This window comes from Pseudoxanthobacter sp., from assembly GCF_036822375.1.
Taxonomy (GTDB): domain Bacteria; phylum Pseudomonadota; class Alphaproteobacteria; order Rhizobiales; family Segnochrobactraceae; genus Pseudoxanthobacter.
This window is the reverse complement of record NZ_DAISHT010000044.1, coordinates 1-22,277: the sequence shown is the minus strand read 5'-3', so window position 1 is coordinate 22,277 and position 22,277 is coordinate 1. Positions and strand designations below refer to the sequence as shown.

The window sequence follows — 22,277 nt, the reverse complement described above, 5'->3', positions numbered from 1 at the left end:
GGTCGCACAGCGTCAGCCCGCCGCGGGCGCGCAGCCGATGAGCGAGAGCGGAGAAGACGTCGTCCATATCGTCAGAGGCCATGACCGCATGATGCGTGACCGGCAAGTCGCGCGTCAATAAGATCCCCTGTTACGCCCAGCCGGTCTGCAGCACAAACGCAAACGGGCGCCCGCGCTGCGGCGGACGCCCGTGACCGGTTCCGGTGCCCAGCCGGCCGGCGTGCTCAGAGCACCCGGCCGCGGCGGCGCTGGCGATAGACGTCCACCACCACCGCGGCGACGATGATCACGCCCTTCACGATCTCCTGATAGAAGGCATCGATGCGCAGGAAGGTGAAGCCGGAGGTCATGAGGCCGAGGATCAGCATGCCGATCACCGTGCCGCCGATGCGCCCGACGCCGCCCGCCAGCGAGGTGCCGCCGATGACCGCCGCCGCGATGGCATCGAGCTCATACATCGCACCCATGCCCGACTGTGCGGTCTGCGCACGGGCGGCGGCGACGATGCCGGCGAGGCCGGAAAGCAGGCCGGCGATGGCGTAGACCTTGATGAGGTGGGTCTGCACGTTGATGCCGGAAACGCGCGCAGCCTGCCGGTTGGCACCGATGGCATAAGTGAACTTGCCATAGCGGGTGTAGCGCAGCGCCACATGGAAGATGGCCGCCACCACAAGGAAGATCACCACCGGCCAGACGCCGGAACCGATGGCCGCGAACGACGAGGTGGGGAACGAGATCGGCTTGCCGTTGGTATACCACTTGGCGATGCCGCGGGCCGAAACCATCACGCCCAGCGTGGCGATGAAGGCGGGAATGCCGGTATAGGCGATGAGCGCCCCGTTGATGAGGCCGGCCGCCAGCCCGATGAGCAGCCCGACGGCCACCGGCACGATCACCGGCAGGTCGGTCAGGGCCGGATAGACGGCCGAGGCATAGGAGCTGACCTGCGCAAAGCTCATGGAAATCATCGCCGTCATGGCCACGACCGAGCCGGACGACAGGTCGATGCCGCCGGTGATGATGACCTGTGTGACGCCGATGGCGATGATGCCGACCACCGAGACCTGCAGGATCATGATGGTGAGGCGCTGGGAGTTCATCAGAAAGCTCTGGCCCTGCGTGAGCCAGCCGAGCACCTCGAAAACCAGCGCGACGCCGACCAGCACGGTCAGGATGTTGAGTTCCGGCGGCGCGCGGAAGCGGCTGCGGGCTCTGCCCGGCGCCGCGGAGGATTGCGCCGGCGCCATCTGCGCGGCGGCCTTCGTGCCGGTGATCGTGGCATTGTCCATTTGTCGTCTCCTCCGCGGGGCCGCTGCCTGTGCCGGTCTGCCGCCCGGCCCTCATGCGGGCGGGCCGTGCCGGTCTTCTGCCTGTTCCCGCCTGCCTTTGCCGGGCGGATCGCGGGCCGCTGCTGGTGATGTGTTGCGTTGCAGGCGCCGGCCGGGCCCGCTCAGCGGGCCGCCAGCTCCATGATGCGCACCTGATCGGCTTCGCTGCGGTCGAGAATTCCCGTGGCATGGCCCTCGTGCATCACCAGCACGCGGTCGCTCATGCCGAGGATTTCCGGCAGTTCGGAACTGATCATGATGATGGCGACGCCCTTGCCGGCCAGCGCCGAGATGAGGCGGTGGATCTCCGCCTTGGCGCCGACATCGATGCCGCGGGTCGGCTCGTCGAGGATGAGAATGCGCGGCCCGGTCAGCAGCCAGCGCGCAATCAGCACCTTCTGCTGGTTGCCGCCGGAAAGGTTGCCGATCTTCTGATCGAGCGACGGCGTCTTGATGCGCAGCAGGTCGACCATCTCCTCGCAGCGCGCGCTGATGGCCTTTTCCTCCACGAAGCCGAACCGCACATGGTCGCTGTCGCGCAGCACCGCCATCTGCATGTTTTCAAGGATATCCAGCATCAGGAAACAGCCGGTCTCCTTGCGGTCCTCGGTCAGCAGCGCCATGCCGAGCTTCATCGCCTGATGCGGCGAGCCGACGCGCACGGCCTCGCCGGCAACGCGGATCTCGCCGGCGGTTGCCGGCGTCACGCCGAAAATCGTCTCCGCCACGTTGGAGCGCCCGGACCCCACCAGACCGGCGAAGCCCAGAATCTCGCCGGCGTGCACGTCGAAGCTCACGTCCTCGAACACGCCGGCCAGCGTCAGGTTGCGCACCGACAGCACCACGTCGCCGATCGGCACCGTCTCCTTGGGGAACATATTGGTGATCTCGCGCCCGACCATCATGCGGATGATGTCGTCGCGCGTGACTGCGGAACTGAGATGCGTGCCGATATAGCGGCCGTCGCGGAACACCGAGAACTCGTCGGCGATCTCGAACAGCTCGTTCATCTTGTGGGTGATGTAGACGATGCCGATGCCGTGCGCGCGCAGGTCGCGGATGATGTCGAACAGATGGGCGACTTCCGATTCCGTCAGCGCACTCGTCGGCTCATCCATGATCAGCACGTCGCTGTCATAGGACACGGCGCGGGCGATCTCGATCATCTGGCGCGCGGCGACCGACAGGTCCTCCACGCTGGCCGCCGGATCGATGTCGATCTTCAGGCGGTCGAACAGCGCCTGCGTGTTGCGGCGCATGGCGGCATGGTCGATCAGGCCGAGGACATTTCTCGGCTCGCGGCGGATCCAGATGTTCTCCGCCACCGTCATCGGCCCCATCAGGTTCAGTTCCTGATGGATCATGGCAATGCCGCGTTCCAGCGCGTCCAGCGGCGAGGTCAGCCGCACGCGCTCGCCGCGCAGGTGGATGGTGCCCTCGTCGGGCTCCTGAATGCCGGCGATGATCTTCATCAGCGTCGATTTACCGGCGCCGTTCTCCCCCATCAGCGCGTGCACCGTGCCGGCACGCAGGGTGAAGCGCACATCGTCCAGCGCCAGAACGCCGGGAAAGGCCTTGCGGATGCCCTCCACGCGCAACAGGTCGCCGGCGCGCTGGCCGCGCGGCGCCGCAGGCGGCTGCGGCTCGGTCCGGGTCAGCATGTCCTTCCTCCCTTCGCTCCCTCGGCTGAACCGGCGGGCCGGCCGGGCCGCTGAGCCCGCCGGCCCGCCCGCGTTCAGTTCGCGGCGGTGTACTGCGCGAGGTTTTCCTTGGTGACGAGCTCGAAGGGGATGAAGTTCTTCTTCTCCACCGGCTTGCCGCGGGCGATGTCGAGCACCGCGTCGATGGCGCCGGTGCCCTGTCCCTTGGCGTTCTGGAACACCGTCACCGCCATGTCGCCGCTCTCCACGGCGGCCTGGCCGTCCTTGGTGGCATCGACGCCGGCCACGATCACTTCGCCCTTGGGAATGCCGGCGGCACGCAGTGCCTGCACCGCACCCAGCGCCATCTCGTCATTGTTGGCGATCACCGCGTTGGGCTTCAGGCCGGAGGAAATCCAGTTGGTCATCAGGTCCATGGCGGGCGTGCGCATCCAGTTGGCGCTCTGCTCGTCCAGCACCTTGATGCCCTTGCACTTGTCGCTCGCCAGCACCTCGTGGGTGGCCTTGGTGCGGCCGCGCTGGCCGGTGGTACCGAGCTGCCCCATGAGAATGACGGCCTCGCCCTTGCCGCCCATCAGCTTGCAGACCTCTTCGGTCTCAAGACGGCCGGCCTGCTCCTCGTCGGAGCCGACCCAGGCCTGCTTGGCGGGCAGGCTGTCGACGCCGGTCGGCGCCATGTTGACGAACACCAGCGGCACGCCCGCCTTGTCGGCGAGGGCGGAAATGGCCGGGCCGGAATCGGCATCCACCAGCATCACCACGATGCCGTCGACGCCGGAGGCGATGAAGTTCTCGATCTGGCTCTGCTGGCGGGAAATATCGCCCTGCGCGTCTTCCACCTGCAGGGTCACGCCGTCCTGCGTCTTGGCATAGTCCTGCATGTTGTGGCGCAGCACGGTCAGGAAATTGTCGTCGAACAGCGACATGGCGACGCCGATCTTTTCCGCGTGCGCCGGCATGGTCATCAGCACCGAGACCGCCGCGCCGATCAGAAGCTTCCTCATGGCATTTCCTCAGGGTTTTGTTTTTGTTACGTTTTTCAGAGCCGGAAGACCGTTGCGCTTCCGGCTTCGTGCTGCGGTCCCGCGCCGGACGCCGCACACCGCGCGCACGCCCGCCTGCCGGGCCGCACCGGAAAGCGCGGCCACGCGATGGGTCAGACCCATGTTGTCCGGAGGAACGCCGGCCACGGCCGGCCCCGTCGGCACCGGGCCTGCTGCCGGCGCCGCGCACACCGGGAAAGGACCGGGCCCGTGGGGCCATCCCTTCCCGCCTGCCTCCCCAACGGACCGCGGACCGGCCCGATTGCTTTTTGTCTGCGGTTCCGGCCGGCCTCTTCAGCGGGCGCGTGTTGCCCCGGAACCTGTGCAGAGGTTATTCCCAGTATCGATATTATGCAATAGTCATTGCACGCACGGTGGCGAAAAAGTGTCCGGCGCCGCCGCACCGCACCGGGGGTATCGAAATGCGACGCCAGATACCCGCTTTGCGTGCTTTTTCGCAACCTGCGCACGTCCGCAGCGGCAATTTGGCTGGCCGACAGGTCTTGTAATCGCTTCAAAGCGGCCCATCATGCAACATTCATTGCAAGACGGCCGGGTCCGCAAATCCCGCCCGCCAGCGAAAGCCCCTGCCATGACCAAGACCGGCGACAACGATAAGACCGGGCAAACCGGCGCCACCGGTGAAGCCCCGAACCCGGCCCGCGCGGAGCCCGATTTTGAAAGCCCGCAGGATTACGAGGCCCTGATCCGCCTCATCCACGACCGCTATGACGGCATGAGCCGCACCTATCAGCGCATTTCCACCTATCTCACCCAGAACCCCAACGACGTTGCGGTGCTGTCGGTCAATGCCATCGCCCAGCGCTGCGAGATCCACGCCTCCAGCTTCGTGCGTTTTGCGCAATATCTGGGTTACCGCGGCTTCAAGGAGCTGCAGGGCCTGTTCCAGAAGCGTCTTGCCACCACCGCGCCGGGCTTCGAGGCGCGGGTGCGGGTGCTTGAGGAGGAGCTGAGCGCGCGAACCGACCGCAGCGAGGCGGGTTTCCTGCGCGATCTCATCATCCGCGACATCGCCGCGCTGCAGGAGATGCTGACCGATATCACGGCCGAGCAGCTCGCGCGCGCGGCCGACCTGCTGGAGGCGGCCGACACGGTCTACCTCGTCGGGCAGATGCGCTCCGCGCCGGTGGTCGATCTGGTGCGTTATGTGCTGACGATGCTGGGCCGGCGCACGGTGCTGCTCGATCCCGGCGGCGGGCTTGCCACCCACATGGCGCGCACGCTGCGGCCGGGCGACGTGCTGTTCGCCGTCTCGTTCCGTTTCTATGCGAAAGAGGTGGTCAATATCGTGGAGGAGGCCGGCAAGGCCGGCATTCCGGTCATCGCCATTTCCGACAGCACCCTCTCGCCGCTCGCCAAGTCGGCCGCGGTGCTGTTTGCCGTGCCGGAGCACGAATACACCTTCTCCCGCTCGCTCGCCGCGCCGATGTGTCTGGCGCAGGCGCTGATGACGGTGCTCGCCTCGCGCCTGCAGAAAAACGCCGCCCCGCGCATTCCCACGGTGACGGCGGCAAACTGAACGAAAAGGCCCGCCCGGCGCTGGCGCGCGGGGCGGGCAGGTGGCGGTCGCGGCAGCGGATCGGGCGTGCCGAAGGGCGATCGGGCGCAACGACCGAAGGGGCGGGCCGGCCGGTCAGCCCGGCAGGCGGATCTGGATCTTCACGTCATCCGGGTGCGCCGCATCGGCGCGGCCGAATGCGGCGATGCTGTCGGCAAAGTCGTAGGTGGCGGAAATCAGCGGCTTCACGTCGATGCGGCCGCCGGCCATCAGCGCAATGGCCCGGTCGTAGACGTTGGCATAGCGGAACACCGTGACGATGCGGATTTCCCTGACGATCAGCGCCACGATATCCAGCGCCACCGGCGCAGATGCCATGCCCACGCACACGAGCGTGCCGCCGGGCCGCAGGCACGGGGCCGCCACGTCATAGGCGGGCGCCGCGCCGGAGCATTCAAACACCAGATCGACACCCCAGCCCGCGGTCGCCGCCTGCACGAAGCCGGCAATATCGCCGGGTGCCGCGGTCACCGCCTCGATGCCGGCATAGCGGGTGGCAACCGCCATCTTTGCGGCCGCCGGATCGTAGATCAGCACCCGCGCACAGCCGCCGGCCAGTGCCGACAGCGCCACCAGAATGCCGATCGGCCCGGCGCCGAGCACCAGCGCCACGTCGCCGGCGGCAACGCCTGCCTTGTGCACCGCCTGCAGGCCCACGGCGAGCGGTTCCACCATGGCGCCCTCGGCCTGACTGACGGCCTCCGGCAGCCGGTAGCACAGCGAGGCCGGGTGCACGACTTCCGGCGTCAGGCAGCCGTGAACCGGCGGCGTGGCCCAGAAGGTGAGCGCCGGGTCGAGATTGTAGAGCCCGATGCGGCTGGCGCGGCTGCTGAAATCCGGAATGCCCGGTTCGATGCACACCCGGTCGCCGGGCTTCAGGTGGCGCACCCGCCCGCCGGCGGCGATCACCGTGCCGGCGCCTTCGTGGCCCAGCACCATCGGCGCCTCCACCACAAAGGGCCCGATGCGGCCGTGACGGTAGTAATGGATGTCGCTGCCGCAGATGCCGACCACCTCCATGCGGATGCGCACGTCGTCGGGCCCCATGGCGCAGGGCAGGTCGATGTCGCGCAGGCTCAGCACCCGCGGCCGTTCCAGAACCAGAGCTTCGGCCATCGTGCCGCTCCTCACAGACAGGTATAGCCGCCGTCGGCGCGCACGATGGCGCCGGTCAGCAGGCTGGAAGCATCGCAGGCGAGGAAGCGCACCACCGCAGCAATCTCGTGCGGCTTGCCCATGCGGCCCATCGGCGTCAGGTCCAGCCAGCGGTCGATCAGGCCGGGCTGGGCTTCCAGCGTCGTCAGCAGCGGAGTTTCGATATAGGTCGGCGCCACGGCATTGACGCGCACCCCGCGTCTCGCCCACTCCACCGCCAGCGAGCGCGTCAGGTGGTGCACGCCGGCCTTGGAGGCGTTGTAGTGGCACTGCGGCTGCGGGGTGTTGACGATCTCCGCCGACATCGAACCGATGTTGACGATCGAGCCGCGCCCCGCCGCCAGCATCCGCCGGCCGAAGCCGCGGCAGGTGCGGAACACGCCGGTGAGGTTGACATCGATGACGTGCTGCCATTCGGCATCCGTCATGTCCTCGGCCGGGATGTTGGAGACGACACCGGCATTGCACACCAGCACGTCGAGCGGCGGCAGCCGGGCCGCGAGCGCATCGATGCCGGCGCTGTCGGTCACATCCAGCCCGGCGCTGCGGGCGCGGCAGCCGGCGGCCTCCAGCCCGGCGGCGGTTTCCGCGGCACGGCCGGCATCCCTGTCGGTGCACACCACCTCGGCCCCGGCTTCAGCCAGCGCCCGCGCAATGGCGGCGCCGATCCCCTGCCCGGCGCCGGTGACCAGTGCCAGCCGGCCCGTGAGGTCGAATGTCTCGCGATCGCTCATCTCTCTCTTTTCCTCCCGCCCTGTCTTGTTGCGGTCGTGCCGGCAGGGTTCACGTCAGCGCGCAGCGCAGCGGCTCGCCGCGCAGCGCGCGCAGCGCCTCCTCGGCGGCCAGCCGCTGCAGGGCATCCACCGAGGCATCGGAATAAAACGCCGCGTGCGGCGACAGCATCACGTTCGGGGCCGTGCGCAGGGGCGATTCCGCCGGCAGCGGCTCGGCCTCGAAGGTATCGAGCCCCGCCCCCGCCAGCCGGCCAGCGTGCAGCGCCTGCGCCAGCGCCTCCTCGTCGATCAGCCCGCCGCGCGCGGCGTTGATGACGATGGCGCCCTGCGGCAACCGGGCAATGGCCGCGCCATCCAGAAAATGGCGCGTCGCCGCCGTCAGCGGCAGATGCAGCGACAGGATATCCGCCGCCGACAGCACCGCCTCGCCGCTCATCGGCGCAATGCCCAGCGCCCGGGCGTCGTCGTCGGACACGAACGGATCGTGGCCGACGAGGCGACAGCCGAAGCCCGCCATGCGCCGGGCATAGGCCTGCGCAATGCGTCCCATGCCGATCACGCCCACCGTCATGCCGCGCAGCGACGGCAGCGCGCCGGCCAGCGCCGTGATCTTCCAGACGCCGGCGCGCACGCCGGCATCGAAGCGGCCGAGGCGGCGGGCAAGCGCCAGCGACATCGCCGCGGCGTGGTCGGCCACCTCCTCGACGCCGTAGTCCGGCACGTTGCAGACACGCACGCCCAGATCGCGCGCCGCCGCCAGATCGACATTATCCACGCCGACGCCATAGCGCACCACGGTGGCGCCCGGCGCCAGCGCGGCCAGCACCGGCCGCGTCATCGGGGCAAAGTTGTTCAGCACCGCCTGCGCACCGCGCACGGCCGCCAGCGTTTCGGCTTCCGTGCGGCAGAAGTGCTCGCTGAACACGGCGCCGGCTGCAACCGCCGCCGCCTGCTCGTGGCGCACGTTGCCAAACGCCTGATCGGTGACAACCAGCCGCGGTGCGGTCATCCGATGAGCCCCCGCCGGGCCAGATTGCGCATCAGCGCCCGGGTGCCGAAGCGCCAGGGCGGGGCGCTGTCGCTGTAGGTGACGGTGTTGCGCAGGGTGCCGAGCAGCGGGGTGGCAATCTCCACCACATCGCCGGGTTTATGGGTGAAGCCGCTGCCGGCCTCGGCGCGGTCCTGCGTCGGGGCGAACATGGTGCCGAGAAACAGCATGAAGCCATCGGGATAGTGGTGGCTGGCATTGATGGTCTGCGCCACCAGTTCGGCCGGCCGGCGGCTGATCTCGGCCATGTTGGAGCGGCCGGTCATGGTAAAGCCGTCGCGGCCCGTCACTTTCATGCTGAGTTCGGCGACCTCAAGATCGGCCAGCGTGAAGCCGTCGTCGAACAGGCGGATGAACGGGCCGACGGCGCAGGAGGCGTTGTTGTCCTTGGCCTTGCCGAGCAGCAGGGCAGAACGGCCTTCCACATCGCGCAGGTTGACGTCGTTGCCGAGCGTGGCGCCGACGATGGCACCGGCCGACGACACCGCAAGCACCACTTCCGGTTCAGGATTGTTCCAGGCGGAGATGCGGTTGACACCGACTTCGGCGCCGTGGCCCACCGCCGACATCGGCTGCGACTTGGTGAACACCTCCGCATCCGGCCCGATGCCGACTTCCAGATATTGCGACCACAGCCCCTCCTTCACCAGCGCCGCCTTCACCGCGGCGGCGGCCTCGGAGCCGGCATGGACGCTGGCCAGATTGCCGCCGATGAGTGCGCCGATGCGGCGGCGCAGATCGGCGGCGCGGGAGGGATCGCCTGCCGTGCGCTCGTCGATGACACGCTCGATCATGCTCTGTGCGAAGGTCACGCCGCAGGCCTTCAGCGCCTGAAAGTCGCACGGCGCCAGCAGGCACGGCCGGTCGGCGCCGGCGCCCATGGCCGCCGGGTCCAGCACGAAATCTTCCGGCCGGCCGAGCACCTCGCCGTCCAGCCGGTCGAAACGGCCGGCGGGATCGTCATCGAGAAAATCGGCCATCGACACCACGGCCGCGGTGACGTCGATCACCTGACCGCCGCGCACGATGACGACCGACGGACCGTCCATCTCCGGCCGCCACACACGGCCGGCAAGGCGGGCCCCGGCGGGGGAATCGGGCAACATGGGCATTTCCTCCGTTGTATATAGTGAAACTACATACATAGAAATGCGACGGTCAAGCCCCTTTCCGGCGCGCCGATCGTCTCCGTTTGTGTCGCGATGCAAGCGACGGCATCCGACCGCAATATGCGCTGAAAATCCATTCTTTCGCTTTGATTTCCGTCTCTTGCAGCGCCAGCCCGGCAACCGGACAGCGAGCGCCACTGGGTCGGCACAATCCGGGACGGTGATTTTTGGGCCTTGCGGAATAGTAGTATTGCTATATTCTGACCTCCGACACCGAGACAGACGGAACCGCCCGCAATGCCCGCATCCCTCCTCTCCGCCCTTGACGGCACGCTGTTCATCGACGGCGAATTCCGCCCCGGCGCGGGTCCGCGCCTGCCGGTGATCAATCCGGCGACCGGCGAGCGGATCGGCACCATTGCCGCGGCAACCGGCGACGAGATCGCGGCGGCGGTTGCCGCGGCGCGCCGGGCGTTCCGGCCGTGGGCGCGGCAGGTGCCCCGCCGCCGCGCCGAGGCACTGCACCGCCTCGGCGACCTGATCGCCGCCGATGCCGGCGCCATGGCCCGCATCATGACGCTGGAACAGGGTAAGCCGCTGAACGAGGCGCGCGGCGAAATCCTCAAGCTTGCCGAGGCCTGCCACTTCTATGCGGAGGAGGCGACGCGGGTTCACGGCGAGACCGTGCCCAACGACCAGCCCGGCTTCCGCAGCCTGATCGTGCGCGAGCCGGTCGGGGTGGTCGGCGCCATCACGCCGTGGAACTATCCGGCCGAACTCGTCGGCTGGAAGCTGTGCGCCAGTCTGGCCGCCGGCTGCACCATCATCGTCAAGCCGGCGGAGCTGACGCCCTTCACCGCGCTGGCCATTGCCGCGAAGGTGGCGGAGGCCGGCATTCCGCCCGGCGTCGTCAACGTCGTCACCGGCAAGGGCTCGGTGGTGGGTCAGGCGCTGGTCGCCCATCCGGGGGTGGACAAGATCGCCTTTACCGGGTCGAGCGCCGTCGGCCTGCACATCCAGAACACCTGCCCCACCATCAAGCGGCTGTCGCTGGAACTCGGCGGCAACTGCCCGCTGATCGTGACGGCCAGTGCCGACCTCGCCGCCGCGGTGAAGGGTGCGGCACGGCGCAGCTTCCGCAACATGGGCCAGATCTGCATCGCGATTAACCGCATCTACGTCGCCCGGCCGCTTTATGACGCCTTCGTCGCCGCACTCGGGCAGGCGGCCGACCGCCTCGTCGTCGGCAACGGGCTGGAGCGGCCGGATGCCGATGTCGGCGCCATGGCCTCGGCCGAGCCGCTGGAGAAGACCCGCGCCCATCTCGCCGACGCTCTGGCAAAGGGCGCCCGCCTCGTGGCCGGCGGCCAGGCGCCGGAGGGCGCGGAATTCGCCCGCGGCTTCTTCTTCCGCCCGACGGTGGTGGCCGACTGCACGCCGGACATGCAGGTGATGCGCGAGGAGACCTTCGGTCCGCTGGTCGGCGTCGCCCCGTTCGATACGCTGGAAGAGGCCATCGCGGCGGCCAACGACACCCCCTACGGTCTTGCCGCCTACGGCTATGCCCGCGACCTGACCGAGATCGAGCGGCTCTCCGCCGGGCTCGATTATGGCAATGTGGCGCTGAACAATGTCGATGCCGGCATCATGAATGCGCCCTATGGCGGGCGCAAACAGAGCGGTGTCGGTTACGAACACGGCCGCGAGGGGCTGCTGGAATATTTCAACTTCAAGCACGTCCGTCTGCACCACGGCGTGGAGGCCTGAGCCATGACGGCGGCGCTTCTCGGCATCGATATCGGCACCTCCGGCTGCAAGGCGCTGCTGCTCGATCCCGCCGGCCGGGTGCTGGCGGGGGAGACGGCAACCTACGGCCTGTCGCAGCCCCGCCCGGGCTGGAGCGAGCAGGACCCGGAGCTGTGGATCGAAGGCGCCCGCCGCGCCGTCGCCGCCGTTATGGCGCGGGCCGGCGCGGTGGAGCTGATCGCCATCGGCCTGTCCGGCCAGATGCACGGCCTGACGCCGCTCGATGCCGGCGGCCGCGTGCTGCGCCCGGCCATCCTGTGGAACGACCAGCGCAACGGCGCCGAATGCGAGGCGATCACGGCGGCCGCCGGCGGCCCTGAAGCGCTGCTGGCCGCCACTAACAACCGCATGCTGGTCGGCTATACCGGCGGCAAGATCCTGTGGATGAAAAACCACGAGCCGGCGCTGTTCGCCCGCCTCGCCCATGTGCTGAACCCCAAGGACTATCTGCGCTACCGGCTGACCGGCGAATTCGCCACCGAGGTGTCGGACGCCTCCGGCACGGGCCTGTTCGATGTGCGGGCGCGGCGCTGGGCGGGCGGCCTCATCGACCGCATCGGCCTCAATGCCGGCCTGCTGCCGCCGGCTTTCGAATCCCATGTCGTTTCGGGGCGCGTCGATGCCCGCGGCGCGGCGCTGTTCGGCCTGCCGGCCGGGGTGCCGGTGGTCGGCGGCGGCGGCGACAGCGTCATCCAGACCATCGGCTCGGGCGTGATCGCACCGGGCGAACTGCAGACCACCATCGGCACCGCCGGCATCGTCGCCGCCGCGCTCGATACGCCGCGCGACAACCCCGACGGCCGCCTGCAGGTGTTCTGCAATGTCGCGCCGGACAAGTGGCACTGCATGGGAGTGTCGCTGTTCGCCGGCGGGGCGCTCAGCTGGTACCGCCAGACGCTGGCCGGCGAAGACGGGCCGCTGCCGGACTTTGACAGCCTGATGGCGGAAGCCGCACAGAGCCCGGCCGGCGCCCGTGGCCTGCTTTTTCTGCCCTATCTCAACGGCGAGCGCTGCCCCCACCCGGACCCCGCCGCCCGCGCCGCCTTCATCGGCCTCACCGCCCGCCACCGCCGCGCCGACCTGACGCGCGCCGTGATGGAAGGCGTGGTTCATGCGCTGGCCGACATGTACGGGCTGATGCAGGCGACGGGCATTGCCGGCACCATCGTCAAGGCCTCCGGCGGCGGCGCGCGGGCGCCGCTGTGGCGGCAGATGCAGGCCGACCGTTTCGGCTGCGACGTGGTGACGACCGAGGGGGCCGCAGAAGGCGGCGCCTTCGGCGCAGCCCTCGTGGCTGGCATCGGCGCCGGCGTCTGGCCGGATGCGACGCACGCCGCCGCCACCTGCCGCAATCTCACCCGCGAGCACCCGGATGCCGCCGCCGGCATCGTTCTCGGCCGCGCCGGCACGCTCTACCGCGGTCTTTATCCGCTGCTTGCGGAGAGCTTCGCCGCCCTCGGCCAGCCGCCGTTCGACGGCGGGCCGGATGCCTGACCCCGCCCCTTCTGCCGCCAGCGAGGCCCGAGCCATGCCATCCTATTCCGCGCTGATCTTCGATCTCGACGGCACCCTCATCAACAGCGCGCCGGATATCGCCGCGGCCGTGAACCGCCATTTCGCCGCAAAGGGCTGGCCGCAGCTTGAGACCGACTATGTGGAAAGCTTCATCGGCAACGGCCCGCGCCGGCTGCTGGGCGATATCATGAGCGATCTCGGCCTGCCCGACGACGAGGCCGCCGTGACAGCGGCGACCGACGGCTACATCCGCAACTATGCCGAACGGCCGGCCGAACACACCCGGTTCTATGCTCATGTGCGCGAGGATCTGGAGCAGCTCCATGCCGCCGGCTTCCGCCTCGGCATCTGCACCAACAAGCCGCAGGCCCTGACGCAGGCGGTGCTGCGGCTGCTCGATCTCGACCGGCTGTTCACGGTCGCCCTCGGTGCCGATGCGGTGCCGGCCTGCAAGCCCGATCCGCGCCACCTGCTGGCGGTGGCCGATGCCATGGCGCTGCCCCCGGGATCGTGGGCCTATGTCGGCGACACCAACGTCGACAAGGCCACCGCAACGGCGGCCGGCGTGCCGTTCTTCGTGGTGCCGTGGGGCGGCGGCGCTCTGGTGGATGTGCACCCCGCCCGGCGCCTGACGCGCCTCGGCGATCTGATGCAGCACGGCCCGCGGCTGGCGGCAGCGGGCGAATGAACGGGGGAGAGAAGCCGGTGAGCGAAAGCCTGCTGCAGCGTATTCTTCAGGAGCAGCCGGCGATGGGCAGCGCCGAACAGCGCGTGGCGGCCTTCGTCAGCACCTCGCCCGGCGAGGTCATCCATATGAGCATGGCCCGGCTGTCGCAGATCTGTTCGGTCAGCGACCCCACGATCATGCGCTTCTGCCGCCGCTTCGGCTTCGAGGGCTATCAGGACTTCAAACTCACGCTGGCCCAGAGCCTCGTGCCGTCGGCGCCGTTCGCCTATGAGCAGATCGTTCCCGGCGACAGCATCGACAACATCGTCCGCAAGACCTGCCGCAACTCGCTCAACGCCATTCAGCGTCTGCTGGAAGACATGCTGCCGCAGCAGGTGGAGGACGGCGCCCGGCTGCTCCACGCCGCCACGTGGACCGGCATCTATGCCACCGGCATCTCGGAGGTCACGGCGCTCGATGCCGAGCACAAGTTCCAGCGCCTCGGGCTGCGCTGTCAGGCCCTGCTCGGCGGCAAGAAGCAGTGGATGCACGCCGAAAGCGCGCGGCCCGGCGAGGTGGCACTGATCTTCTCGCAATCCGGTCACACCAAGCAGATGGTGGAGGTGGCCATTGCCGCACGGGCCGGCGGGGCGCGGGTGGTGTCGGTGGCGGCCGCCGACAGTCCGCTCGCCCGCGTCTCCGATGTCGTCATCGCGGTGCTGCCCTATGACCGCACCGAGCTGATGACGCCGCTTGCCTCGCGCCTCAATCACCACCTCGTCATCAACATGCTGGTGACGGCCATCGCCGTCATCGCCGGCAGCGAGTTCCCGGACCAGTTGCCCGCCCTCGATTCCTGGCAGACCGACAAGATCTGACGGCGGACCGAGCGCCCCGCCGGCCTGCCCGACCCGGCACATCCATGAACGGCACCGCGGCCGGCCGCGGCGCCGCACGGGAGCGGCTTGTCCGGCCCGCCCCGCAGAACAACACGCGACAACACGGAGGACCCCATGAGCGCACAGGACGAAGCCAAGAAGGTCGCCGGCAGGCGGGTGATCGAGGAATTCGTGCGCGACGGCATGAAACTCGGCCTCGGCTCCGGCACCACCTCGCATTTCTTCGTGCGCGAGCTGGGCCGGCATGTCGCCGCCGGCCTGAAGCTGACCTGCACCACCACCTCGCGCGCCACCAACGACGTGGCCCGCGAGGTCGGTATTCAGATCACCGATCCCAACGACATCGGCCCTATCGATCTCACCGTCGACGGGCCGGACGAGGTCGACCGGCAGTTCCGCATGATCAAGGGCGGCGGCGCCTGCCTGCTGTGGGAGAAGATCGTCGCCCACGCCTCGCAGCGCATGATCTGCATCTGCGACGAGAGCAAGATCCGCGACCGCCTCGGCGCCTTTCCGCTGCCGGTGGAGGTGGTGCAGTTCGCCTGGAAGCAGACCGAACGCATGATCGCCGACACCCTCGCCGCCCATGGCGTCGCCGGGGCGCCCATCGCCCGGCGGCTGCGCGACGGCCAGCCGGTGGTCACCGACAGCGGCAACTTCATCCTCGACTGCCGCTGCGGCACCATCCCGGAGCCGGAAGCCCTTGAAATCGCGCTGAACCGGATTCCGGGCGTGGTCGAGAACGGCCTCTTCACCCGCGAGGCCGCCGGCATGGTGGTTGGCCGGTTCGACGGCACCTCCTACGTTTCGATGCGCTGAACTAGTAAAACTATTCTAGCTTCAGTCAGGCAACCTCCGGCTGCGTGTCGCGAGAGAAACTCTTCCGCACTGGCCACGCCCGCCATTTTCGTCGCTCCGCGCGGAAAATCACCGCCAGGGAGACTACCCCGCCCCCGCAAAGACGAAAGAAGATCGTTGACAGAATCGCGGCCAATGTAGTATTACTATCAAAAATAAGAACGCTTTGGGAGGAAAGAGACTATGACCCGTTCAAGCGGTTTAACCCGTCGCGGCGTGCTCGCCGGCGGCGCGGCGCTCGGCCTCGGCGGGGTCGCGCTGGGGCTCGGCGCCACCATGGCCGGCCCGGCCTTTGCGGCCGACACCCCGTTCGTGCCCTACTCCAACAAGAGCCTCGACTACTACTTCTTCGTCATTCAGGAAGAAGCGGTGAAGCGCGCGGTGCAGGCCAACAAGTGGCGCTTTCAGGCCACCAACGCCAATTTCGACAACACCCGCCAGCTTGAGCAGTGGCAGAGCCTGATGCTGTCGAATCCGCAGGCGATCGTTTCCGATCCCATCGACAGTCAGGCCATCGTCAGCGCCATCCGCCGCTATAACCAGCGCAAGATCCCGGTCGGCATCATCGATACGCCGGCCGACGGCGGCGACGTGGCCATCACCGTCAGCTTCGACAACCGCCTTGGCGGCGAGATGGCGGCCAGAGAGATCATCAATCGCCTGATCAAGAAGTACGGCCGGCCGACCGGCACCGTGCTGAACTGCTACGGCGCGCTGGCCTCCGTCGCCTGGCGCCTGCGCAAGGAGGGCATGGACGCCGAGTTTGCCAAGTACCCGGACATCAAATATCTCGCCCGGCCGACCGAAGGCCAGCTGGAACAGATGCTGTCGGTCACTCTGGCGACCCTCGCCGAACACCCGGAACTGGATGCCGTCCACGCCCCGAGCGACTCGCCCTCGCGCGGCATCGTCACCGCCCTGCAGCAGAAGGGCCGCTGGAAGAAGGTCGGCGAAGACGGCCACGTCATCTTCGTCAACATCGACGGCGAGCCGATCGCGCTGGAGTGGATCCAGAACGGCTTCATGGATGCCTGCGTGTCGCAGGACCCCATCGCCTACGGCCAGATCGCGGTCGAGATGCTCGGCAAATACGCCATGAAGGGCGAGCCGGTGCCCATCGGCCCCTACGAAAACAAGGACTATTTCTGGGAGAAGGCCGACATCGTGGCCGGCAAGACCGGGCCGACGATGATCATTCCGCCCTTCGTCATCGACGGCACCAACGCCAGCGATCCGCGGCACTGGGGCACCGTGGCGGAGAAGAAGTGGGGCATTCCCTACACCTGACCGGCCCGGCCGCAGAGCCGCCGGCGGCCGGCCCGAAAGGCACCGGCCGCCGGGCGTCCCTCCCCCCCTGACGGCGCGCTGCGGCCGGGCGCCGGGTTCCCGTGCGGAACCCGGCGCCTGCCTCCATTGTCCGCGCGGGCGCAGGCTGCGCCCGCCGCCGCCGGTTTCCCGGCGCGGCCCTGAGGAGCATGACCGATGCTGCACCACCACCCGGCACCACGCGGCGATGACGACATCATCCTCAGCGTGGAAAATCTCAGCAAATCCTATGGCGCCGTGCAGGCCCTGCGCGGTGTCTCGCTGTCGGTGCGCCGCGGCACCATCCACGGCCTGCTGGGCGAGAACGGCGCCGGCAAGAGCACGCTGGTCGGCATCATCTCCGGCCAGCACCGTGCCAGCAGCGGCACGCTGCGCCTCGACGGGCAGGTGCTGGACCACGAGGACGTGCGGGCGATGGAAGAAGCCGGCGTCTTCCTCGTCACCCAGGAACCGATGATCATCGACCACCTGTCGGCGGCCGAAAACCTGATGCTGGGCATCTGGCCCGCCCGCGCCGGCTTTGTGAACTGGAAGCGCCTCAGGGCAGAAGCCGCCCGCATGCTGGCCGGCAGCGACATCGATGCCGCCGCGCCCGCCGGCCGCCTCGATGCCGTGGCACGCCGCAAGCTCAACATCCTGCGGGCGATGTTCTCGGGTGGCAAGGTCATCATTCTGGACGAGCCGACCGCCGCGCTGACCCACGCCGACCGGCAGGTGCTGTTCGGCTTCATGCGCCGGCTGAAGGCGGAAGGCGTCACCTTCATCTTCATCTCGCACTACAACGACGAGATCCTCGATATCTGCGATGCCGTCTCGGTGCTGCGCGACGGCGCGCTGGCCGGCGGCTCGCAGGATGTCGGCGCGCTCACCTCCGAGGCGCTGTCGGCGCTGGTGCTGGGGCGCGGCCTTGCGCTGTTCCAGCGCGAGCGGCCCGACCACGGCGGCAAGGCCCCGCACGTCGCACTGCGCGGCATCGTTGCCCCCCATGTGCGCGTGGAGACGCTGGATATCGCCCCCGGCGAGATCGTCGGCTTCACCGGCCTGCCGGGCGCCGGCGCCAAGGAGCTGGCCCGCACCGTCTTCGGCCTCAACCCGGCCCGGGCCGGCACCATTGCGCTCGGCGGCGGCCGGCCGGCGGCGCTGCCGCGCAGCCCGCGCGAGGCCTTCGATGCCGGCATCGCCTATCTCTCCGACGACCGGCGGCGGGAAGGGTCCGTCGGCGCCATGTCGATCGGCCGCAATATCGCGCTGTCCTCGCTCAGTGCCCGCAGCCACGCCGGTTTCGTGGATATGGCCGCCGAGGCGGCCGTGGTGGAGCGCTATTTCCGCGCCATGGGCATCAAGGCCCCGGGACCGGAGGCCGCCGTCGACACGCTGAGCGGCGGCAACCAGCAGAAGGTCTGCCTTGGCCGCGTGCTGGCGACCGAACCCCGGCTGCTCATCGTCGACGAGCCGACGCGCGGCATCGACATCGGCGTCAAGCAGGACGTGCTGCGCATCATCGACGCCCTCGCCCGCAGCGGTGTGGCCGTCATTCTGGTCTCCACCGACACCGACGAGCTGGTGCGCGCGGCCGACCGGGTCTGCATCTTCGAGCATGGCGCAATCCGCGAGACGCTGACCGGCGATGCCATTTCGTCCGAACGGCTGCGGCGGGCGGCACAGGCATGATGACACCGCGACGAAAAAAAGCGGGAGGAAACGACATGAGCAACACCATTCTCGCCGCCCCCAAAGCCGGCACCAAAAGCGGACCGCAGACCGGGCAGCGCCCCGGCGCGCCCGATGCCCGCCGGGCGCTGCGCTGGGTTCTGCACAACGTGGTGTGGATCTGGCTGGTGGCGCTCGTCGCCATCTTCGGCACCTTCAACGAGTTCTTCCTCACGCTGCTCAATCTGCAGAACGTGATGGTGCAGGCGACCGTTCTGGGCACGCTCGGCCTTGCGGTGGCGCTGCCGCTGCTGGTGGCGGAAATCGACCTTTCCATTCCCGCCAACGCCGGTTTTTCGGCGGCGATCGGCGCGCTCGCCTATTCCGAACTGGGTCTGCCGTGGGTCATCGCCGCCCTTGCCGGCATCGCGGTCGCCACCCTGATCGGCTTTTTCAACGGGCTGTGCATCACCCGGCTGAAGATGGTGTCGCTGATCGAGACGCTGTCGATGATGATCATCCTGCAGGGTGCGCTGCTGGCGCTGACGCAGGGCAAGACGCTGACCAACCTGTCCGACGGCTATATCTGGATCGGGCAGGCCACCTTTGCCGGCGGCTGGCCGGTGATGCCGCTGGTGTTCGTGCTGGCGCTGGTGGCCATCAGCGTGCTGCTGCGCCGCACCGTGCTCGGCCGCAGCATCTATGCCGTCGGCGGCAACCCGGTCGCCTCGCGCTCGGCCGGCATCCGCGTGGACCGGGTCAAGATCGTGACCTACACGCTCTCCGGCTTCCTCGCCGGGCTGGCGGGCTTCCTGCTGGCGTCGTGGCAGATGGCCATCACCTCCAATCAGGGCTCAAGCTACCTGCTCTATGCCATCGCAGCGCCCATCATCGGCGGCGTGTCGGTGTTCGGCGGACGCGGCAACGTGGTGGGCGTGCTGGGCGGGGTGCTGCTGCTCACCGTCATTCAGGTCGGTCTCGCCATCATCTCGGTGCCGTCGTTCTATGTCGGCATGATCGGCGGCTGCATGATCTTCATCGCGGTGGCCATCGATGCCCTGCGGGTGCGCTATTTCGCCTGAGCCGGCCCGCAACCGGAAAAAGGCCCCCGCGACGATCCGCGGGGGCCTTTTTCGTTCCGGCACGCCGTTCAGCGCTTTTGCATCAGCCACGCGTGATCGGGGTCGGCCACGAACCGCCATGCCCGGCGCGGACCGGCCATGACATTGAGATAATAGAGATCGTAGCCATAGGGCGTGCCGCACGGGTGGTGGCCGCGGGGCACCAGCGTCACATCGTGGTCCTTCACGCACATCGTCTCGTCGAGCGAGCCGTCCTCGCAATAGACACGCTGGAAGGCGAAGCCCTGCGGCGGGTTGAGCCGCATGTAATAGGTCTCTTCCAGATAGGTGATGCGCGGGAAGTCGTCCTCGTCGTGGCGGTGCGAGGGATAGGACGACCAGTTGCCGGCGGGCGTATAGACCTCCGTCACCAGCAGGCTGTCGGCCACGTCCGCCTCTTCCATGGCGATGTTGTGGATGAAGCGGGTGTTCGCCCCCTCCCCGCGCCGCGTCAGGACGATGCCGTCCGGTCCGAGAAGGCGGGCCGGGTGGGTGCCGGAGGAAGGGGCCGAACACACGGCAACGATGCAGTCCGTCGTCGCCACGGCCTGCCAGATGGCGGCCGGCGGCAGGTAGAGGCTGTGCGGCGGGGTGCGCTCGAACACGCTCATGCGCCCGCCCAGCTCACCCCAGTCGCGCCCGGCGGCAGCCACGCGGGCCCGCCCTTCCACCAGCACGAGAATGACCTCGCGGCCGCCGGTGGCGCCCTCCGCCCGCTCGCCCGCCTTCAGACGATGCAGCGCAAAGCCGACATAGCCCCAGCCGGCATTCTCCGGCGTCACGTCGTGGACGAGCCCCCGTTCGCCGAGGGGCTTTCGCAAAAGATGGCTCATGATCTGCCTCGCCTGCCGCGGGGGACGGCGCCGCGCCTCGCGCATCCGTCCGCACCCGCCCGGTTTCTGCTGCCTGCCGGCCCGGCCACGCGCCGGGGCCGGCTTCACTGCGCCGCCACCGCCGCCCGCGCCGCGGCACGGGCCTCGTCCCACAAAGCGACGAGGCGGCCGTAGCGCGCCACCATGTCGGCAACCGCCGCCTCGTCGCTGCACGCGCCCGCCATCCACGCTTTCGCCACGGCGCCGAAGATGGTGCGCCCGACCGCGAAGCCTTTCACCAGCGGAAAGCGGGCGGCCACCGCGAAGCTCTCCGCCAGCACCGCTTCCGGCGCCTCCAGACCCAGCACCACGATGCCGCGCACATGGGGATCGTTGTCGGTGATCGCGTTGCAGGCCTGCCGCCATGCGGCCTCGCCGGCCATCGGCTCCAGCTTCCACCAGTCCGGGAACACCCCGGCGGCGTAGAAGTGACGGATGAGGGCGGCGACCGTGTCGTCGCCGACCGGGCCGACCCTGGAGGGGATGATCTCCAGCAGGAATTCCAGCCGGTGGCGGCGGGCGGCAGTGAACAGGCGCTGCACCGTCGCCGTCTGCCCGGCCATCAGGGCCGCGTCGTCATCGGGGTGACAGAAGCACAGCACCTTCACCACCTGCCCCAGCGGCCATTCGCCGAGCCCGCCGCAATCCGGGCCGAGTTCGGCCTCAAGCTGCAGCGGCCGCGAGCCCGGCAGCTCCGCCGGCCGGCCCAGCCAGAGGCGCGTGCCCGCCGCCGCGTGCAGCGCCCGGCGGCCGAGACGGTCGTCGCACAGAATGCCGAAGCCCTCGCGCCCGGCCTCCACCGTCAGGGCCGCCTGCAGGCAGAGTTCCTTGAACGCGCCGATCCTGCCGGCCGTCGCCCCCGGCAGCGCCTCAAGCTGCATGCGGTGATCGAAGGCGAAGATACGGATGTCGCGGATGTCGCCATGGCGGTTGGTGGCCCAGTGCAGCTGGTCCAGCGCCGCATCGTTGCGCAGATCCGCGCGGCGCACCCCCGTCTTCAGAAAGAAATCCAGTTCCTCGCGCGAGGGATAGGCCGGCGTGCAGCCATGGCGGCTCACCGCAAAGGCCCCGCAGGCATTGGCATAGGACAGCGCCACCGGCCAGGGCGCGTCGTCCAGCCAGCCGCGGATGAGGCCGGACATGAAGCCGTCGCCCGCCCCCAGCACGTTGAAGACCTCGACGGGAAAGCCCGGGCCGCTCTCGCCGGCATCCAGACTGTCCGGCACCGCGCCGGCGAAAGCCACCGCGCCCGCCGCCCCGCGCTTGCAGACCAGCGTGGCGGCGGTGCGCTGCCGCACCGCCCGCAGCGCCGCAATCGTGTCGGTGGAACCGCCGGCAATATGAAACTCTTCCTCCGTGCCGACGATAAGGTCGAACAGATGCAGGTGGCTCTGCAGCTTGGCAGTCACCGCGGGGCTGGCGATGAAGCGGCTCTCGCCGGCATCGTGGCCGGCAAGGCCCCACAGATTGGGGCGGTAATCGATGTCGAGCGCCGTGCGCGCGCCCCCGGCGCGGGCCAGCCGCAGCGCCTTCAGCACCGCGGCCTCGGTGCGCGGGTGCGAAAGGTGGGTGCCGGTTGCCACCACCGAGCGGGCTTCGGCAATGAGCCCGGCATCGATATCCGCCTCGCACAGCGCCATGTCGGCGCAGTTCTCGCGATAGAAAATCAGCGGATAGTGATCTTCGTCGCGGATGCCCAGCAGCACCAGCGCGGTCAGGCGGTCCGGGTCGGTGGCAACGCCGCGCACATCCACGCCCTCGCGGGCGAGTTCCTCGCGGATGAAGCGGCCCATGTGCTCGTCGCCGACGCGCGTGATCAGCGCCGATTTCAGACCCAGCCGCGCTGTGCCCGCCGCCATGTTGCAGGGCGAGCCGCCGATATATTTGCTGAAGGATCCCATGTCCT

At 68.9% G+C, this 22,277-nt stretch carries 18 protein-coding genes; 9 read left to right on the top strand and 9 right to left on the bottom strand.

The features are described 5' to 3' along the window. Positions 1 to 224 precede the first annotated feature (224 nt). The 3 genes from V7067_RS06675 to V7067_RS06665 form a co-directional block, all read right to left on the bottom strand. Positions 225 to 1,247, bottom strand: coding sequence for an ABC transporter permease (locus V7067_RS06675; RefSeq protein WP_334175107.1), 1,023 nt, complete (start codon positions 1,245 to 1,247; stop codon positions 225 to 227). A gap of 203 nt (positions 1,248 to 1,450) precedes the next feature. Continuing rightward, on the bottom strand, positions 1,451 to 2,989 hold the full coding sequence (locus tag V7067_RS06670; RefSeq protein ID WP_334175106.1) for a sugar ABC transporter ATP-binding protein: 1,539 nt from the start codon (positions 2,987 to 2,989) through the stop codon (positions 1,451 to 1,453). A 74-nt stretch (positions 2,990 to 3,063) separates the two neighbouring features. Further along, positions 3,064 to 3,993, bottom strand: coding sequence for a sugar ABC transporter substrate-binding protein (locus V7067_RS06665; RefSeq protein WP_334175105.1), 930 nt, complete (start codon positions 3,991 to 3,993; stop codon positions 3,064 to 3,066). 631 nt (positions 3,994 to 4,624) lie between these two features. Here V7067_RS06665 and V7067_RS06660 point away from each other — a divergent pair. Beyond that, the gene (locus tag V7067_RS06660; protein WP_334175104.1) at positions 4,625 to 5,572 is read left to right on the top strand and encodes a MurR/RpiR family transcriptional regulator; all 948 of its coding nucleotides are present in this window, start codon (positions 4,625 to 4,627) and stop codon (positions 5,570 to 5,572) included. 114 nt (positions 5,573 to 5,686) lie between these two features. Here the strand turns inward: V7067_RS06660 and V7067_RS06655 are convergent, their stop codons facing one another. From V7067_RS06655 to V7067_RS06640, 4 genes are read right to left on the bottom strand one after another with little or no spacing between them, the layout of a single operon-like run. Continuing rightward, positions 5,687 to 6,727, bottom strand: coding sequence for an NAD(P)-dependent alcohol dehydrogenase (locus V7067_RS06655; RefSeq protein ID WP_334175103.1), 1,041 nt, complete (start codon positions 6,725 to 6,727; stop codon positions 5,687 to 5,689). Positions 6,728 to 6,738: 11 nt separating this feature from the next. Further along, a complete protein-coding gene (locus V7067_RS06650) occupies positions 6,739 to 7,500 on the bottom strand; it encodes an SDR family NAD(P)-dependent oxidoreductase (protein ID WP_334175102.1) in 762 nt (253 codons plus the stop codon). Positions 7,501 to 7,549: 49 nt separating this feature from the next. Continuing rightward, the gene (locus V7067_RS06645; protein WP_334175101.1) at positions 7,550 to 8,509 is read right to left on the bottom strand and encodes a C-terminal binding protein; all 960 of its coding nucleotides are present in this window, start codon (positions 8,507 to 8,509) and stop codon (positions 7,550 to 7,552) included. Continuing rightward, a complete protein-coding gene (locus V7067_RS06640) occupies positions 8,506 to 9,654 on the bottom strand; it encodes a fumarylacetoacetate hydrolase family protein (protein ID WP_334175100.1) in 1,149 nt (382 codons plus the stop codon). The genes V7067_RS06645 and V7067_RS06640 overlap by 4 nt, the downstream gene beginning before the upstream one ends. 300 nt (positions 9,655 to 9,954) lie before the next feature. Here V7067_RS06640 and V7067_RS06635 point away from each other — a divergent pair, with 300 nt between their 5' ends. From V7067_RS06635 to V7067_RS06600, 8 genes are all read left to right on the top strand, one after another. Then, the gene (locus V7067_RS06635) at positions 9,955 to 11,424 is read left to right on the top strand and encodes an NAD-dependent succinate-semialdehyde dehydrogenase (protein WP_334175099.1); all 1,470 of its coding nucleotides are present in this window, start codon (positions 9,955 to 9,957) and stop codon (positions 11,422 to 11,424) included. A 3-nt stretch (positions 11,425 to 11,427) separates the two neighbouring features. Then, positions 11,428 to 12,957 carry a xylulokinase gene (gene xylB / locus V7067_RS06630; protein ID WP_334175098.1) on the top strand — a complete coding sequence of 510 codons (1,530 nt, stop codon included), beginning with the start codon at positions 11,428 to 11,430 and terminating at the stop codon, positions 12,955 to 12,957. 34 nt (positions 12,958 to 12,991) lie between these two features. After that, the gene (locus V7067_RS06625; RefSeq protein ID WP_334175097.1) at positions 12,992 to 13,666 is read left to right on the top strand and encodes an HAD-IA family hydrolase; all 675 of its coding nucleotides are present in this window, start codon (positions 12,992 to 12,994) and stop codon (positions 13,664 to 13,666) included. A gap of 17 nt (positions 13,667 to 13,683) precedes the next feature. Then, positions 13,684 to 14,523: a MurR/RpiR family transcriptional regulator gene (locus V7067_RS06620; protein WP_334175096.1), complete on the top strand. Its 840-nt coding sequence runs from the start codon at positions 13,684 to 13,686 to the stop codon at positions 14,521 to 14,523. Positions 14,524 to 14,658: 135 nt separating this feature from the next. Beyond that, positions 14,659 to 15,363 (top strand): ribose-5-phosphate isomerase RpiA, encoded by a 705-nt coding sequence (rpiA, locus tag V7067_RS06615; protein WP_334175095.1) that lies wholly within the window; start codon positions 14,659 to 14,661, stop codon positions 15,361 to 15,363. Between the two features lie 222 nt (positions 15,364 to 15,585). Beyond that, on the top strand, positions 15,586 to 16,689 hold the full coding sequence (locus V7067_RS06610) for a sugar ABC transporter substrate-binding protein (protein WP_334175094.1): 1,104 nt from the start codon (positions 15,586 to 15,588) through the stop codon (positions 16,687 to 16,689). A gap of 195 nt (positions 16,690 to 16,884) precedes the next feature. Beyond that, on the top strand, positions 16,885 to 18,399 hold the full coding sequence (locus V7067_RS06605; protein WP_334175093.1) for a sugar ABC transporter ATP-binding protein: 1,515 nt from the start codon (positions 16,885 to 16,887) through the stop codon (positions 18,397 to 18,399). A 35-nt stretch (positions 18,400 to 18,434) separates the two neighbouring features. Further along, complete coding sequence (locus V7067_RS06600) at positions 18,435 to 19,460, top strand: ABC transporter permease (RefSeq protein WP_334175092.1); 1,026 nt, start codon at positions 18,435 to 18,437, stop codon at positions 19,458 to 19,460. 68 nt (positions 19,461 to 19,528) lie between these two features. On the opposite strand, the gene iolB is transcribed toward V7067_RS06600, so the two are convergent. Beyond that, positions 19,529 to 20,332: a 5-deoxy-glucuronate isomerase gene (gene iolB, locus V7067_RS06595; RefSeq protein ID WP_334175091.1), complete on the bottom strand. Its 804-nt coding sequence runs from the start codon at positions 20,330 to 20,332 to the stop codon at positions 19,529 to 19,531. Positions 20,333 to 20,436: 104 nt separating this feature from the next. Beyond that, a partial coding sequence (gene iolC, locus V7067_RS06590; RefSeq protein ID WP_334175090.1) for a 5-dehydro-2-deoxygluconokinase occupies positions 20,437 to 22,277 on the bottom strand: 1,841 nt, incomplete at its 5' end.